General features: G+C 73.6%; 11 protein-coding genes. 3 read left to right on the top strand and 8 right to left on the bottom strand.

Features of this window, described 5'->3' with window-relative positions; genetic code table 11:
* Positions 1–20: 20 nt before the first annotated feature.
* From ACEZHJ_RS17435 to ACEZHJ_RS17425, 3 genes are all read left to right on the top strand, one after another.
* Complete coding sequence (locus ACEZHJ_RS17435) at positions 21–989, top strand: NAD(P)-dependent oxidoreductase (RefSeq protein WP_240466176.1); 969 nt, start codon at positions 21–23, stop codon at positions 987–989.
* A complete protein-coding gene (locus ACEZHJ_RS17430) occupies positions 983–1843 on the top strand; it encodes a LysR family transcriptional regulator (protein WP_163139400.1) in 861 nt (286 codons plus the stop codon). Before ACEZHJ_RS17435 ends, ACEZHJ_RS17430 begins: the two co-directional genes overlap by 7 nt.
* A 136-nt stretch (positions 1844–1979) precedes the next feature.
* Positions 1980–3755, top strand: coding sequence for a chloride channel protein (locus ACEZHJ_RS17425; RefSeq protein WP_163139401.1), 1776 nt, complete (start codon positions 1980–1982; stop codon positions 3753–3755).
* A gap of 9 nt (positions 3756–3764) precedes the next feature.
* Here the strand turns inward: ACEZHJ_RS17425 and recD are convergent, their stop codons facing one another.
* From recD to ACEZHJ_RS17385, 8 genes are read right to left on the bottom strand one after another with little or no spacing between them, the layout of a single operon-like run.
* Positions 3765–5636 carry an exodeoxyribonuclease V subunit alpha gene (gene recD / locus ACEZHJ_RS17420; protein ID WP_163139403.1) on the bottom strand — a complete coding sequence of 624 codons (1872 nt, stop codon included), beginning with the start codon at positions 5634–5636 and terminating at the stop codon, positions 3765–3767.
* Positions 5636–9229 carry an exodeoxyribonuclease V subunit beta gene (recB, locus tag ACEZHJ_RS17415; RefSeq protein WP_163139405.1) on the bottom strand — a complete coding sequence of 1198 codons (3594 nt, stop codon included), beginning with the start codon at positions 9227–9229 and terminating at the stop codon, positions 5636–5638. Before recB ends, recD begins: the two co-directional genes overlap by 1 nt.
* 23 nt (positions 9230–9252) lie before the next feature.
* Positions 9253–10209: a hypothetical protein gene (locus tag ACEZHJ_RS17410; protein ID WP_163139407.1), complete on the bottom strand. Its 957-nt coding sequence runs from the start codon at positions 10207–10209 to the stop codon at positions 9253–9255.
* 7 nt (positions 10210–10216) lie between these two features.
* On the bottom strand, positions 10217–11425 hold the full coding sequence (locus ACEZHJ_RS17405) for an aminotransferase class I/II-fold pyridoxal phosphate-dependent enzyme (protein WP_163139409.1): 1209 nt from the start codon (positions 11423–11425) through the stop codon (positions 10217–10219).
* Positions 11426–11677, bottom strand: coding sequence for an acyl carrier protein (locus ACEZHJ_RS17400; RefSeq protein WP_018716716.1), 252 nt, complete (start codon positions 11675–11677; stop codon positions 11426–11428). It lies immediately after the preceding gene.
* Between the two features lie 8 nt (positions 11678–11685).
* On the bottom strand, positions 11686–12621 hold the full coding sequence (locus ACEZHJ_RS17395; protein ID WP_163139411.1) for an NAD(P)-dependent oxidoreductase: 936 nt from the start codon (positions 12619–12621) through the stop codon (positions 11686–11688).
* 9 nt (positions 12622–12630) lie between these two features.
* The gene (locus tag ACEZHJ_RS17390) at positions 12631–14403 is read right to left on the bottom strand and encodes a fatty acyl-AMP ligase (protein ID WP_375036734.1); all 1773 of its coding nucleotides are present in this window, start codon (positions 14401–14403) and stop codon (positions 12631–12633) included.
* A complete protein-coding gene (locus ACEZHJ_RS17385; protein WP_240466174.1) occupies positions 14363–14827 on the bottom strand; it encodes an HIT family protein in 465 nt (154 codons plus the stop codon). The genes ACEZHJ_RS17390 and ACEZHJ_RS17385 overlap by 41 nt, the downstream gene beginning before the upstream one ends.
* Positions 14828–14903: the final 76 nt, after the last annotated feature.

Genomic DNA, 14903 nt, shown 5'->3' with positions numbered 1-14903 from the left:
CCGTATTCGCCCAGCGCCCCATGCCCGAGACCGTGCAGCGCCTCGGCGACGGCATCGCCGTATGCTGCAACACCACCGATGCCGCCTGGCCCCCGGAGCGGCTGCGCGAGGCGGCCGCCGGGGCGGACGCCCTGGTCGCGTTCATGACCGAGCGCGTCGACGCCGCGCTCCTCGACGCCTGTCCCCGGCTGCGTATCGTCGCCGGTGCCCTCAAGGGCTACGACAACCTCGACGTCGACGCCTGCACCGCCCGCGGGGTCTGGGTGACCACCGTGCCGGACCTGCTCACCGTGCCCACCGCCGAGCTGGCCCTGGGACTGATGATCGGGCTCGGCCGCCACCTCCGCGAGGCGGACGCCCACGTGCGCAGCGGCGCCTTCACCGGCTGGGGGCCGCGGCTCTACGGCACCGGGCTGGCGGGCAGCGTGGTGGGGATCATCGGCATGGGCGCCATCGGCCGGGCGATCGCCCGCCGGGTGCGCGCCTTCGATGCCGAGGTCGTCTACGCCGACCCGCAGCCCCTCGATGCCGCGGATCCCCTGACACCGGGGTGCGAGCGCCTGCCTCTGGACGAGCTGCTGCACCGCAGCCGCTTCGTGGTCCTGGCCGCACCGCTCACCGCGGCCACCCTCCACCTCATTGACCGGGAGCGGCTCGCGTTGATGCGCCCGGACGCACTGCTGGTCAATCCCGGCCGCGGCTCGGTCGCCGACGAGGCGGCGGTGGCGGAGGCCCTCGATACCGGCCGGCTCGGGGGCTACGCCGCGGACGTCTTCGAGATGGAGGACCTCTCCCGCGCCGACCGTCCGGCGGCCATCCCCGGGGCACTGCTGCGCCACCCGCGGACGCTGTTTGCGCCGCACCTGGGCTCGGCGGTCACCGGGACCCGGCGTGCCATCGAGGCCCACGCCGCCGACAACGTCCGCCGCGTGCTCGCCGGCCATGCGCCGGCGGACGCGATCAACGACCCGAGGGGGCATGGATGCTGAACCTGCGCTACGTGGCGACCTTCCTGGCGGTGGTGCGCACCGGCAGCCTCCGCGGCGCCGCCGCGGAACGGGGGCTCTCGCCGGCGACCGTTTCCCACCAGATCCAGCGGCTGGAGGCGGATATCGGCGCCCCGGTGCTGCTCCGTGGCGCGCGCTGCCGGCCGAGCCCGGTGGGGGCGCGGCTGCTGCCCCACGCGGAGTCCCTGCTGCGGGTCAACGCCCGCGCGATGGCGGCGGTCGCCGACCCGCAGCTCCACCTGGGTGCGGCCTCCAACATCGGCATCTACCTGCTGCCCCCGGTGCTGCGTCGCCTGCGTGAGGGTGAGGCGGCACCGGCGTGCGCGGTCAGCGTGGCGGACAACGCCACCGTCACCGAGCGCCTGGAGGAGGGGGCGGTGGACCTGGCGCTGCTGGAGACCTGGCAGGCGCGTGCCGGTTTCGACGCCGTGTGCTGGCGCGACGAGCCGCTGGTGGTCATCGTCCCGCCGGGACACCCGTGGGCGCTGCGGCAGCGCATCACCGCCGACGAGCTGGCCGGCAGCCGGCTGCTGGCGGGGGAGCCGGGCACCGGTACGGGGCGTCTGCTGCGGGCGTTCCTGGCGCGCTGCGAGGGCGGGCCGGCGATCGCCGGCGAGCTCGGCAGCACCGAGGCCGTCAAACGCGCGGTGGCCCACGGCGAGGGGATCTCGCTGGTGCTCGCGGGCACGGTGGACGAGGAGGTCACCGCCGGCCGGCTGGCCGCCATACCGCTGGCCGGTCCCGGGTTGAGCAAGCCGCTGTGGGCCGTGTGGCGCCGCGGACACGCGGTGCCGGGACGCGACGCGGTGCTCGCCTCGCTGCAGCATGCCGCCTGAATCGCTGCGCTCCCCCGCCTGAATCCACGGTCGCGATATGCAATGATGAGGGCACATGCACGCCGCGGCGTGTGCGGCGCGGGCGGTGTATCCGCGTTGCACCCGCGGCCAGGTCCCCGGGAGGAGCAGCGCGACCATGAACGACGACACCCCCGCCCCGTCAGCCGGGCCGGCGACCGGGCAGCGCCCGCTCTCCGGTGCATGGATGTTCGTGCTGGCCCTGGTGGTGGGGGCCTTCGGGGGGTTCGGCTCCATCGTCTTCAAGGGCGCGATCGCCTTCTTCCAGAACCTCTTCTTCCTCGGCCGCTTCGACGTCCATCTCCAGCCGGATACCCATATCGACCCGAGCATCTGGGGCTGGGGGGTGATCTTCGTGCCCGTGGTCGGGGCGATCATCGTGACCTGGATCATCCGCACCCTGGCGCCGGAGGCACGGGGCCACGGGGTGCCGGAGGTGATGCACGCGATCTATTACCATGGTGGCGAGATGCGCCCCATCACCGTGGTCGCCAAGGCCATCGCCTCGTCCGTGTCCATCGGCACCGGCGGCTCGGTGGGCCGCGAGGGCCCGATCATCCAGATCGGCTCGGCCTTCGGCTCGACCCTGGGGCGGTTCCGCAACATGCCGGCGCGCCAGCGCATCGTGCTGGTCGGCGCGGGCGCGGCGGCGGGCATCGCGGCGACCTTCAACGCGCCGCTCGGCGGGCTGGCGTTCGCCGTGGAGCTGATGCTGATCTCGGTGACCGCGCTCAACGTGGCCCTGGTGGCGAGCGCCACGGTCGCGGCGACCTACATCGGGCGGCTGTATTCCGGTATCGGGCCGTCGTTCGAGATCCCCAGCGTGGAGCTGTTCGCCGACCACGCCATCGGCTCCTACCAGCTCCTGCTGTGCGTGCCCTTCGGGCTGCTGGTGGGGCTGGCCGCGGCGGGCTTCGTGCACTCCATCTACTGGTTCGAGGACCGCTTCGAGTCGCTGTTCCACAACGACTACCTGCGGCACATGTCGGGCATGTTCGTGCTCGGGCTGATGATGTACGGCTTCCTGTGGTATCTCGACGAGTACTACATCGCCGGCGTCGGCTACGCGACCATCCTCGACGTCCTCCGCGAGGTGCTCACCAACCCGCTGCTGTTGCTGCTGCTGTTCGCCGGCAAGCTCATCGCCACCGGGCTGACCCTGGGCTCCGGGGCGTCCGGCGGCGTGTTTTCGCCGTCGCTGTTCCTGGGGGCCACCCTGGGGGCGTCGTTCGCCGACGGTCTCCAGTGGCTGGTGCCGGGGCTGCAGATCGATCCGGTGGTCTTCGCGATCGCGGGCATGGCCGGCATGGTGGGGGCGACCACCTCCGCGGTGGTCACCGCCATCGTGATGATCTTCGAACAGACCCGGGACTACTCGGCGATGCTGCCGATCATCACCGTCGTGGCCCTGGCCTACGTGGTGCGTACCCGGATTACCGCGGAGAGCATCTACACCCTCAAGCTCGCCCGCCGCGGCCTGGGTATCCCCCAGGGGCTGCAGGCGGCGGTCTCGCTCTCGCGCAAGGCGCGCCGGGTGATGAATCCGGACTTCCAGGTCATCGACCTCGATGACCTGCGCCAGTGGCAGGAGGAGCACGTGCCCGGCGAGGGTCCGCGCTACACCGTGGTGGCGAAGGAGGGCCAGCTCTACGGCCTCGCCCGCGAGGACCTGCGCTACGTCATGCGCGACCGCGAGCTCTCCGAGCTGGTGGACACGCGCTTCATCGTGGTCCCGCCCACCACCCGCTGGCCGGTGCTCATGCGCGCGATCAAGGAGGGTGGCCACGAGGTCGTTCTGGTCGCCCGCGGTCGTGCCAGCCGGGACCTGCTCGGCGTGATCACGCCCCGGGAGATCGCGCTCACCGTGCGCGACGCCGCCGAGCTGATGGACTGAGCGGGCGGCCTAGTCCCCGCCCGGCCCGGCGGCGTCCGGTGCATGCGCCCGCAGCGCCGCCGCCAGGCCGGAGGCCCGCCGGGTCGGGCGGTGGCTGACCGCCTCCCGCAGCACCGCGGGATCGCCCCAGACCGTGGCGTGCCGGCGCGCCCGGGTCAGGCCGGTGTAGATCAGCTCGCGGGTGAGCACCGGCGTGGGCTCGTCCGGCAGGATCATCAGTACCCGCTCGAACTCCGAGCCCTGGCTCTTGTGCACGGTCATGGCGTAGACGCACTCGTGGGCGGGCAGGCGCTGGGGCGCGAAGTCGCGCACGCCCCCGGCGGCGTCGGGGAAGTGCGCCCGCAGTCCCTCCGGTGTGCGCCAGACCACGCCGACGTCGCCGTTGGCGAGGCCGAGGGCGTAGTCGTTGCTGGCGACCATCACCGGCTGACCGTGGTACCAGCGCTCCAGCGCCGTCGGCCCAAGGGCCTCGCGTATCGCGTGGTTGACCGCGTTGACCCCGAAGGGCCCGTCGCGCAGGGCGCAGAGCACGCGCAGCGCCCCCAGTGCGCTCAGCGCGTCCGCCGGCGTCGCCTCGCCGGCGATCCCCCGGAAGAAGGGCACCACGGCCTCCGCCAGCGTGGCGGGCAGGGCGGTGGCGTCCACGTGACGGTGGGCGAGCTCGCCGTCCGCGACATCGTCCGCCGCGGTGAGCAGCGCCGCCGCGGTCTCCCCCTCGCCGTCGCGTACCGCCCGGGCCAGGGTGCCGATGCCCGGCGGGCCGTCGGCGGTGTCGCGGAACCGCCAGCTCCGGTAGAGGAAGGCGACGCCGTCGGCGAGGGGCGAGGCGGTCGCCGTGCCGGCGGGCAGGGCCTCGCCGGTGACCGCCGCCAGCCAGTCCCGCATCCCCGGCGAGTAGCCCTCCGCGCCGCTGCACAGGTCGCCGAGCACGGCGCCCGCCTCCACGGAGGCGAGCTGGTCGCGGTCGCCGAGCAGCACCAGCCGGGCGCCCGGGGGCAGGGCGTCCACCAGCCGTGCCATCAGGGGCAGGTCCACCATGGAGGCCTCGTCGACCAGCAGCACGTCCAGGTGCAGCGGATTGTCGGCGTCGTGGCCGAAGCGGGCGCGGTCCGGCCGGGCCCGCAGGAGCCGGTGCAGGGTGACCGCCTCCCGGGGGATGGCCTCCAGCACTGCCGGCGACTGCAGCGCCGCGTCCCCGGGCAGGCTCGCGGTGATGGACTCGGTCAGCCGTGCCGCGGCCTTGCCGGTGGGTGCGGCGAGGCGGATGCGCGGCGCCGAGCCACCGGCCAGGCCCTGCTCGGCGAGCAGCGCGAGCACCCGGCTGACCGTGCGGGTCTTGCCGGTGCCCGGGCCGCCGGAGATCACCGTCACGCCGCGCCGGACGGCGACGGCGGCGGCCACCCGCTGCCAGTCCACGCCGTCGTCGGGCCGCGGGAACAGGCGCTCCAGCCCGTCCCGGAGCAGGGCGTCGTCCACCGGGTGGTCGTGGCCGGCGAGGGCCACGAGCCCGTGGGCGAGGTCCTGCTCGAAGCACCAGTAGCGGCGCAGGTAGAGCCGGTCGCCGTCGAGCACTAGCGGTGCGAGGCCGCCCGGGGGCTGCACCGCCGGCGAGGCCTGCAGGGCGTCGCGCCACGCCGCCAGTCCCGGTGCGGCGATCCCCGGGCCCTCCGCGGCGGCGTCGGCGAACAGCGTGCGCCCGGCGTGGCGGGCGAGGTCCACGCAGATGTGGCCCTCGCCGAGCTGCTGGCTGGCGAGGGCGGCGGCGGCGAGCAGGGCGTCGTCGCCGCCCTCGCCGGCGAGCCCGGCGACGAAACCGGCGAAATGGGCGTCCAGCCGGCGCAGTGTCCGGGCATCGACGGCGGCGCGCAGGCGCGGGTCCATCAGGCGGCCTCCGTGTCGCCGCTGAACAGGGCGTCCAGCCGCTCGATGAGCGCACGCGGCGGGCGTTCGCGGTACACGCCGGTCGCCGGGCCCTGTGCCGGCGTCATGCCGCGGAGGAAGAGGTAGCGCACGCCGCCGAAGTGGCGGTCGTAGTCGTAGTCCGGCAGCCGGCTGCGCAGGAAGCGGTGCACCGCCAGGGCGTAGAGGGCGTACTGGAGGTCGTAGCGGCTGGCGGCCACGGCGCGGGCCAGGCGCGCCGGGGTGTAGGCCGCCGCGCTGCCGCCCAGGTGGTTGGACTTGTAGTCCACGACGAAGTAGCGCCCGTCATGCTCGAAGACCAGGTCGATGTAGCCCTTGAGCATGCCCTGCAGCCGCCCGAAGGTGAGCGCCGGGCGGCGCCCGTCGCCGACCTCGGGGAGCGCCTCGTCGAGCTCTGCGGCGCCCACGTCCCGGACGGGGAAGAAGAACGCCAGCTCGTCCAGGCGCTGGCCGCGGTCGAGGGCGCTGAGGGTGACGCCGCTGTCGTCCAGCGGCGTGGCCAGCACGCCGCTGAGGTGGCCGGTGACCGTGGCCGCCCAGTCGCGGTCGAAGCCGTAGGCGGGCAGTAGCCGGGCGACGTGGCCGGCGAGGTCGTCCGGGTCGGTAAAGTCCGCGAGCTCCAGCACCCGGTGGAAGAAGGTGCCCGCCCGGGCGCCGCGGGGGAAGGCGTGGATGCCCTCGCCGGGGGTGTCGGCCGCCGCCGGCTCCGCCTCGTCGCCGGCGTCGTGGTCCGGCTGCTCGATGAGCTGGCCGGCATGGCTGGTGAGCAGACCGCTGTAGCTGCTCAGCCGCCAGCCCTGGCGGACATGGCCGTCCAGCGCCAGGGCCTGTCCGCGCCCGGGCGGGCCCACGGCGGCCGGTGTGCCGGCGTCGCCGCCGCCGTCGTCCAGGGCGGTCACCGTGACGATGCCGCCGTGCTCCGCCTCCAGGGCCTCCCACGGGGCGCGCAGGGCGGCGTCGTCGTCGGGGAGCTCGGCCACCGGGGGCGCGCCGTCCGGGTCCGGCGGCGGGAACAGCAGGTAGGCGAGGCCGGCATGCTCGCCGTCGTTGTAACGGCCCCAGGCAAGCTCGCAGCGGTGCGAGGCGCGGGTGAGGGCGACGTAGAGCAGCCGCAGTTCCTCGGCCATGGCCTCGCGGTAGGCCTGGGCCCGGTGGGCGTCGAGCTCGGCGGAGCCGAGGTCGAGCACGAGCTCGTCGTCGCCGGGGTGGAACAGCGGCGCCGCCGCGTCGTCCGGGGCGCGTCCGAGGGCGATGAAGGGCAGGAGGACGACCGGGTACTGCAGCCCCTTGCTCTTGTGGATGGTGACGATCTTCACCAGCTCGGCGTCGCTCTCGAGCCGCAGCTCGGCGGCCTCGCCGGCGGCGCCGGGGTCGTCGAGCTGTTCCTGGAACCAGCGCAACAGGGCGGTCACGCCGTAGTGCTCGGTGGCGGCCTCCTGGAGCAGCTCGCCGAGGTGGAGGAGGTTGGTCATGCGCCGCTCGCCGTCCGGCAGCGCGAACACCCGGCGGATCATCCCCTCCTCGTGCATGAGCGTGTGCAGCATGGGCAGCACGCCGCGCCGGTCCCAGCGCTCGCGGTAGCCGGCGAAGCGCTCCAGGCGCGCCTCCCACGGCGGGCCGAGGCGCAGTGCCTCGTGGAAGTCCGCGGCGGAGAGGCCGATCAGGCGCGTGCACACCGCCGCGCGCAGCAGGCCCTCGTCCTCGGGCTCGGCGACGGCGTGGAGGATGTGGCCGAGCTCCCGGGCCTCCTCGGTGGCGAATACGCTCTCGCGGCTGTGGTGGACGCTGGCCACGCCGCGGGCGTCGAGGGCGCTCTTCACCGCCTCCGCCTCGCTGTGGCTGCGCACCAGCACGGCGATGTCCCGGGCGCGCAGGGGCTCGTCGCCGAGCCGGGCGCGGCCCGCGTCGGCGCTGGCGAGCATCCCGGCGATACGCGCCGCGCAGGCCCCGGCGAGGCGTTCCCGGGCGCGGCCCTTGGCGATAGTGCGTTCCTTCTCGCCGCGCTCGTGGAACCACACCCGCAGGCCGGTGGGCGTGGCGCCGTCGATGGTCAGCGGGCGCTCGTCGGCGCGGCCGGCGGCGGTGACCGCCGGCAGGTCGATGCCCTGGTCGAAGATGAAGCGCCGCGGGTTGCGCCGGAACAGGGCGTCGATGCCGCGGACCAGGCTGTCGGTGGAGCGCCAGTTGGTGGCCAGGGTGAAGCGGCCGCCGTCCGCCGGTGTGCCCCGGCGGGCACGCAGGTAGGTGAAGATGTCGGCGCCGCGGAAGCTGTAGATGGCCTGCTTGGGGTCGCCGATCATGAACAGCCCGCAGCCCTCGCGGCCGGCGTAGATGCGCTGGAAGATCGTGTACTGCTCCGGGTCGGTGTCCTGGAACTCGTCGATGAGAGCCACCGGATGGCGCCGGGCCACGGCGTCGGCAAGGGCGCTGCCGTGGGGCCCGCGCAGCGCGTCCGCCAGGGTGGTGAGCAGGTCGTCGAAGGAGAGCACCTGCTCCGCGCGCTTGCGCTCGCGCAGCCCCTCACGCAGGCAGTCGAGGGCGTCGTGGAGCACCTGGATGCGCCGGGCCCCGGCGAGCTCGGCGGCGAGCGCGGCCAGCTCGCCGCAGGCGTCGAACAGGGGGTGGGCCGGCGGTTCGGTGCCGCGGCGGGCCGCGGCCTTGAGCACGTGGCCGGCCTGGGTCTGCGGGGTGAGCAGCTCGAACCCCGCGGGCAGCGGCAGGTGCGGGGCGTCGAACCACGTCGCCCACAGCGGCCGGAGGGCGGCCAGCCGGTCGGCCCGGTAGGCGCTGGCCGAGGCGCTCAGGACCTTCGATGCGGCGGCCTCGTGGAGCCGGGCCACGGCCTCGTCGCCGGCCTCCCGCCACAGCCCTGCCGCGCGCGTCGCGGTCGCCTCGAAGCGTTGCTCCAGCGCGGCCAGGGCGTCGTCGTCCGGCTCCGGGATCACGCGCAGGCGGTGGCGGTCGAGATAGCCCTTCACCGCGGCGAGCAGCGCCTCGGGCGTGGCCCACTCGGAACGCACCCAGCGGGCGTAGGCCTCGGAGCAGCCGTAGAAGCGGCGGCGCCAGAAGTCCTCGGCGAGGGCGCGGCGCAGGTGGTGCTCGTCGGCGATGAACTCGGCCCGGAACAGCGAGCCGCTCTCGAAGGCGTTCTCGCGCAGGGTGCGGTGGCAGAAGCCGTGGATGGTGTGGATCGGGGCCTCGTCCATGCGTGTGAGCATTTCCGAGAGCCGCCGGGCGCAGTCGGCGTGGTCGTCGCGGCGGGCAAGCAGCCCCTGCAGCACCGGGTCGTCTCCGGGCGCCTCACCCGCCGCGAAGGCGTCCGCGGCCCCGCGCAGGCGGCGGCGGATGCGCTCGCGCAGCTCTTCGGTGGCGGCCTCGGTAAAGGTGACCACCAGGATGTCGCGGAGGTCGAGGTCGCGACCGAGCGCCGGCTCGGCGTCGAGCAGCAGGCGCAGGTAGAGCGCGGCGATGGTGAAGGTCTTGCCCGTCCCGGCGCTCGCCTCGATCAGCCGCAGCCCGGACAGGGGAAAGGTGTCGATGTCCAGCGCGTGCATGGGCGCGATCCCGTGAAACGCCGTCAGCGTAGCACGCCCCGGCGCAGCAGTCGCCAGAGCACGCCCCAGCCGAAGATCAGGGGGTGGTGCCGTACCCGGGGGGAGAGCTCGACGCGCTCGCCGGTGTGGCGTTCGAGCTTCCAGGCGGCGTAATCCAGGCCACCGTCGAAGGTGGCGCTGGCCTTGGCGAGGCGCAGTATCGACAGGGCCGCCCCCTGGAGGCGGCGTGCGCGCCAGGCCGTGCGGGCGCGGAGCCGGCGCCAGGGCCCGGCGGTGCAGTGGTAGCCGCTGCCGGACGGGTCGCGGCGCAGCCGGCCGTCGAGCCGGGGCAGGGCCGCCTCGGTCAGCGCCCGGTAATGGTCGCGGTCGTGGTCAACGAGCCCGCGGACGCGGTCCGGGCGCTCGGGGCGGAGCTCGGTGGCGTAGCTCAGCGCGAGCCCGCGGGCCCATAGCCTCTCCGCGTCGAAGGTGCCGGGGAGCATCGGGGCGGTCTCGTCGATGAGGCGTGGCACGGCCCGGGCGAGCAGCGCGGTGATCGCGCCGGCGGCCGCCCGGTCGCGCCGGTAGGCGAGCACCGCCGGCTGGGCGAAGCGGCCCCAGACGTAGGGGTGGAACCAGCGCCCGATGCCGCGGGCGAGCTGACGGCGGGAGAGTACGGCGTATTTGGCACGAAGCGTGCGCCCCTCGTGGCGTTGCTCCAGGTAGAACACGCTCGGCGGCAGCGCGGCGGTGACCGGAGCCAGCCAGCGGCGCCCGAAGGCGCCGCGGTAGCCGTCCACGATGGCGTAGAGGTCGATCAGCCCGTCCGCCGGGTCGACGTCGCGCAGGCAGGAGCCGTAGGCGATCACGGCCAGGAGGTTGTCGCCGAGGCGTTCCGCGAGCGCGTCCGCGACGGCTGCCACCGCCGCCGGCGGGGGGCGCTCCAGCCGACCGGCGACCAGCGTCTCGAGCGCGTCGCCCCCCTCTGCGGCCACGGTCATGGCGGGGTCAGCCCCGTCCGCCGGCGCGCTGTGCGCTCCCGTCCTCGGCGAGCGAGGCGAATGCCTCGCCGATCCACTCGATCTGCTCCGGGGTGTGCGCGGCACTGACGCTGCAGCGCACGAGGGACTTGCCGTCCGGGGTGGCCGGTGGGAACACGAGGTTCACGTAGACGCCGTTCTCGAGCAGGCCGTGCCACAGTGCCAGCGCCTCCTCGCGGGTGTCGAGCAGCACCGCCACCACCGGGCTGAGTTCCGGGCCGACCCGGTAGCCGGTATCGGTGAGGCTCCGGTAGAGTGCGTCCGCGTTGTCCCACAGGCGCTCGCGCAGCTCCGGGCGATCGCGCAGCTGGCGCAGCGCGGCGCGGGTGGAGGCGATCACCGACGGCGACGGCGAGGCGGTGAAGATATAGGGGCGGCTCGCGTAGCGTACCTGCTCCAGGGCCTCGTGGTCGCTGACGCAGAACCCGCCGATGCCGGCGAGGCTCTTGCTGAAGGTGCCGACGATGAAGTCGACGTCCCCGCCGACGTCGGCGTAGGCGGTCACGCCCTCGCCCTGAGGGCCGTAGACGCCGAGGGAGTGCGCTTCGTCCACCATCAGGTAGGCGCCGTAGGCGTGCTTGAGCGCGGCGATCTCGGCGAGCGGCGCGGTGTCGCCGAGCATGCTGTAGAGCCCTTCGACCACGATCAGCGTGCGCGAGGCGCGCTCACCGAGGCGCTTGAGGCGTTTCTCCAGGCTTGCCGTGTCGTTGTGGCGGAAGCGCACCATGTCGGCGCCGCTCAGGCGGCAGCCGTCGTAGATGCTGGCGTGGCAGTCCGCGTCGATGAGGATCACATCACCGGGCCCGGCAAGGCTGGAGAGCATGCCCAGGTTGGCCTGGTAGCCGGTGGAGAACACCATCCCGTGGGCCTTGCCGTAGAAGTCCGCGAGCTCCTCCTCGAGGAGCCGGTGACCGTCGTAGCTGCCGTTGGCCATGCGTGAGCCCGTGGTCCCCGTGCCGTGCTCCCGCAGCGCCGTCTCGGCGGCACTGACACACTCCGGCTCGAAGGTGAGGCCCAGGTAGTTGTTGGTCCCGGCGAGGATGACCCGGCGGCCGTCGATACGGGCCTCGGTGGGGGAGAGCACCGACTCGATCGGGGTGTCGAATGGATCGATGCCGGTGGACAGCAGCGCCTCGCGCTCGCGGCGCAGCGTGTCGAACTTGTCCAGCAGGGCCATTCAGGCGTCCTCCTCAAGGGTCTGGATCAGGGCGGCGAGCTGGCCGGGGGTGCGGATGTCGGCCAGGGCGTTGACCGGGACGACGACGTCGAACTCGTCCTCGATCTGCATCACCAGGTCCATGACGTTGACGGAATCGAGGCCGGCGTGACTGAGCAGATCGGTGTCCTCCCCGATAGTGACGTCCTCCTCGGCGAGCGTGCGGATCTGCCCGGTCAGGGTTTCCAGTATCTGTTGATAGCTGTGGTTCATGGGGACCTTCAGCAGTCGTGGTGCGCCAGGCACGTATCGGTGCCCGGGCGCAGGGCATCGGCCAGACGGATGCTCGGGCGCCATCCGGTGGCCTCGGTATAGCGCGCGATGTCGCAGCGCCAGTCGGGGTGGCGGAGTTCCTGGACCTTGCCCGGCGTGAGCATCGGCGCGTAGCCGAACGCCCGGGCGAGGGCCAGATTGACCGATGCCACCGTGTACAGGGCGAACCCCGGCAGCGGCACCCGCCAGACCCGGTGTCCCAGGGCAGTGCCGGCGATCCGCGCGATGTCGCCCCATCCGTAGCCGTCCGCGGTGCCGTCGTGCAGCTCGAACAGCCCGCGCGGCGGCTGGGGCTGGGCGAGCCAGCAGCGGATCGCCGCGACCAGGTCGCGGACGTGGAGCAGCGTTATCCGCGCGTCCAGGCGGCCGGGTACCGGCAGTATGCCCCGGTTCATGGCGTCGAAAAGCGGCTGCATCTCCCGGTCGCCGGGGCCGTAGACCGCGGTCGGTCGCAGGATGGTCCACGGCATCACGTCCGCGTTGCCCGTCAGGCAGTCCTCGGCCAGGCGCTTGCTGTGTGCATACCACGACAGACCCGGCTCACGCGCGGCCAGGGACGAGAGCAGCAGGAAACGCGGCCACGGCCGGCGCCGTGCCGCGGCGTGCACCAGCGTCGCGGTGCCGCCGGTGTTGACCGTCTCGAATGCCCGTGCCGAGGCACCGCGTACAGTACCCGCGCAGTGGACGACCGCGTCCGCCCCGTCGACCAGGCGCTCGGCGGCGGCCTCGTCGCGCACGTCGCCCTGCAGCCACTCGGTGCCGTCGCGTACCGGTGCGCTGCGGTGGGCAAGGGCACGGACGTGCCAGCCATCGGCGAGCAGGCGCCGCCGGAGCGCGGAGCCGATGAAACCGGTGGCGCCGGTGAGCGCGACGGTGCCGGACATCGCCGGGGCTCAGCTCCCGGTCTGCGCCGGTTCCGGCGCCCGCGCCGCCTGCCGGGCGAGGTAGTCCTGGCGGGCGCGGGAGCGCGAGAGCTTGCCGGAGGAGGTGCGCGGCAGTGTGTGCGCGCCGACCAGGTCCACCTCCGGGGAGACGCCGAAGTGCGCCTGCACCCGTGCCTGGACCCTCGCGCGCAGCTCGGTGCGCGCCTCGCTGCCGGTCAGCCGGCACTGCAGCACCAGCACCACGCGCTCGCCCCCGTCGTCGTCGACGGCGAAGGCGCTGACGTCGCCGGTGCGCACGTCCGGTTCCCGTTCGACGGCCTGCTCCAGGTCCTCGGGCCAGAGGTTGCGCCCGTTGATGATGATGAGGTCCTTGTGCCGGCCGGTGATCACCAGCCCCTGCCCGCCGAGGTCGCCGGTGTACAGCCAGCCATCGGGATCCAGGGCCTTGCGGGTGGCGGACTCGTCGTTGTAGTAGCCGCTCATCAGGCTCGGGCCGCGCACGGTGACGTGGCCGATATGGCCCTGGGGCAGCGGGGTGCCGTCGCGCTCGCGGATGACGACCTCGTGTCCGGGCAGGACCTCGCCGCAGACCGCGAGCTCGCGGACCTCGCCGCCCTCGCGGGGGTGGCGGGCGATGTCCTCCGCGGCCATCGCCTCGGCGTCGGCACGGTCGATCTGCAGTCCGGCGCCCGCCGGCGCGAAGGTCACCGCCAGCGAGGCCTCCGCCAGGCCGTAGCAGGCGCGGAAGGCGTGTTCGCCGAAGCCCGCCGGCGCCAGGCGCTCGGCGAAGCGGCGCAGCGGCTCCGGGCGGACGAGCTCCGCGCCCACGCCGGCGACCCGCCAGCGCGAGAGGTCGAGCTGCTCGACGTCGCTGTCGCGCACGCGTCGGGCGCAGAGGTCATAGCCGAACGGCGGCGCGAAGGCGACCGAGCCGCCGTTGCGGCTGATCAGCCGCAGCCACTGGACGGGGCGCACCGCGAAGTCGCGGGTGCCCATGTAGTCCACGGAGCGCTGGGAGGCCAGCGGGCCGAGGAGCAGCCCGACCATGCCCATGTCGTGGTAGAAGGGCAGCCAGGAGGCGCAGCGGTCGCCTGCATGGATGCCGAGGCCGTGGCGCACGATGCCCCGGAGGTTGCTCATCACCGCCTCGGCACGGATGACCACGCCCCGCGGTGCCTGGGTGCTCCCGGAGGTGAACTGCAGGTACGCGATCTCCTCCGGGCGCGTGGGCTCCGGTGTCGCCTCCGCCGGTTCGAGGCCCGCCAGGGATTCCGGGGTGTGCAGCCCCACACCCGCGATCCCCGAGGCGGCCTCGTCGAGGAAGGGCTTGAACGCCTCGGAGGCCAGGGCGACGCCCGGCCGGGCCTGTTCCAGCAGCCCGCGGATCTGGTCCACGTAGGCCTGCCGGCCACCCAGGTTCAGGGACACCGGCAGCGCGACGGGCACGAGCCCGGCATACTGGCAGGCAAAGAACACCTCCGGGAACGTCGAGGTGGTCTCGGCGACCACCGCGACGCGCTCGCCGCGCTGCATCCCCAGCCCGATCAGGCGCCGGGCGGTGGTCAGCGCGCGCCGGCGCAGCTCGCCGTAGGGCACGGCCTCGGTGAGTCGTCCGCGGGCGTCATGGAAGTTCAGCCCGGTGTGTCCCTCCGCCGCGTAGTCCAGCGCCTCGGCGAGCGTGGCAAAGGACCCTGGATTGAGCGGTACCGTGTTGACGGTCGGCGTCGCGGCGCCCGGGCCGTCAGGGCCAGCAGCTCGCGATGTGTTCGATGATGCGGGCATTGGCTGATTCATTTGTCTCGTTGACGTGGGACAGGTCCGGGGGGCCGGGCCACCCCCGATCCTCGAACTCCCGGCCGTCGAAGGTCTGCGGCTCGGGGTAACGGGGGAGGACGTGGAAGTGCACGTCCGGGTCGACCATCATCAGCATGAGGTAGTTCAGGCGTTCGTAGGAGAACGCCCGCTGCAGGGCCTGCTCGATGTCGGCGGTGACCCCGCGCAGCTCCGAGAAGGCCGCCGCGCTGAGTTCCGGGAACGCCTGCGCCGGCTCCCGTGCCGCCAGCACCAGGGCACCCAGTGTCGCCTGACGGGGACGAAGGAGTACGCTCCAGTGGGTGTAGTTGCGGATGCACGTATCCGGTGCGCCGAATTTGCGCATCGTGGCGTTCCACTCAGTGCCGTCGACGCCGTCCATTCGTTCGCTCATGCCCGTGATGCCGTCCGGTGCGGACCGTCCGCACGTAGATGACTGATCGATGACACGCAAGTGTGCCATGATTGCC

Source organism: Arhodomonas sp. KWT2 (assembly GCF_041949875.1).
GTDB lineage: Bacteria > Pseudomonadota > Gammaproteobacteria > Nitrococcales > Nitrococcaceae > Arhodomonas > Arhodomonas aquaeolei.
This window is presented reverse-complemented; position numbering and strand designations above follow the sequence as displayed.

Excerpts from the sequence above, each read along its gene's own strand:
- ACEZHJ_RS17425 (WP_163139401.1), top strand. The coding sequence starts at position 1,980 with ATGAACGACGACACCCCCGCCCCGTCAGCCGGGCCGGCGACCGGGCAG.
- ACEZHJ_RS17400 (WP_018716716.1), bottom strand. The coding sequence starts at position 11,677 with ATGAACCACAGCTATCAACAGATACTGGAAACCCTGACCGGGCAGATC.
- recD (WP_163139403.1), bottom strand. The coding sequence starts at position 5,636 with ATGGACCCGCGCCTGCGCGCCGCCGTCGATGCCCGGACACTGCGCCGG.
- ACEZHJ_RS17395 (WP_163139411.1), bottom strand. The coding sequence starts at position 12,621 with ATGTCCGGCACCGTCGCGCTCACCGGCGCCACCGGTTTCATCGGCTCC.
- ACEZHJ_RS17410 (WP_163139407.1), bottom strand. The coding sequence starts at position 10,209 with ATGACCGTGGCCGCAGAGGGGGGCGACGCGCTCGAGACGCTGGTCGCC.
- ACEZHJ_RS17390 (WP_375036734.1), bottom strand. The coding sequence starts at position 14,403 with ATGCCCGCATCATCGAACACATCGCGAGCTGCTGGCCCTGACGGCCCG.
- ACEZHJ_RS17435 (WP_240466176.1), top strand. The coding sequence starts at position 21 with ATGCCCGAGACCGTGCAGCGCCTCGGCGACGGCATCGCCGTATGCTGC.
- ACEZHJ_RS17405 (WP_163139409.1), bottom strand. The coding sequence starts at position 11,425 with ATGGCCCTGCTGGACAAGTTCGACACGCTGCGCCGCGAGCGCGAGGCG.
- ACEZHJ_RS17385 (WP_240466174.1), bottom strand. The coding sequence starts at position 14,827 with ATGAGCGAACGAATGGACGGCGTCGACGGCACTGAGTGGAACGCCACG.
- recB (WP_163139405.1), bottom strand. The coding sequence starts at position 9,229 with ATGCACGCGCTGGACATCGACACCTTTCCCCTGTCCGGGCTGCGGCTG.
- ACEZHJ_RS17430 (WP_163139400.1), top strand. The coding sequence starts at position 983 with ATGCTGAACCTGCGCTACGTGGCGACCTTCCTGGCGGTGGTGCGCACC.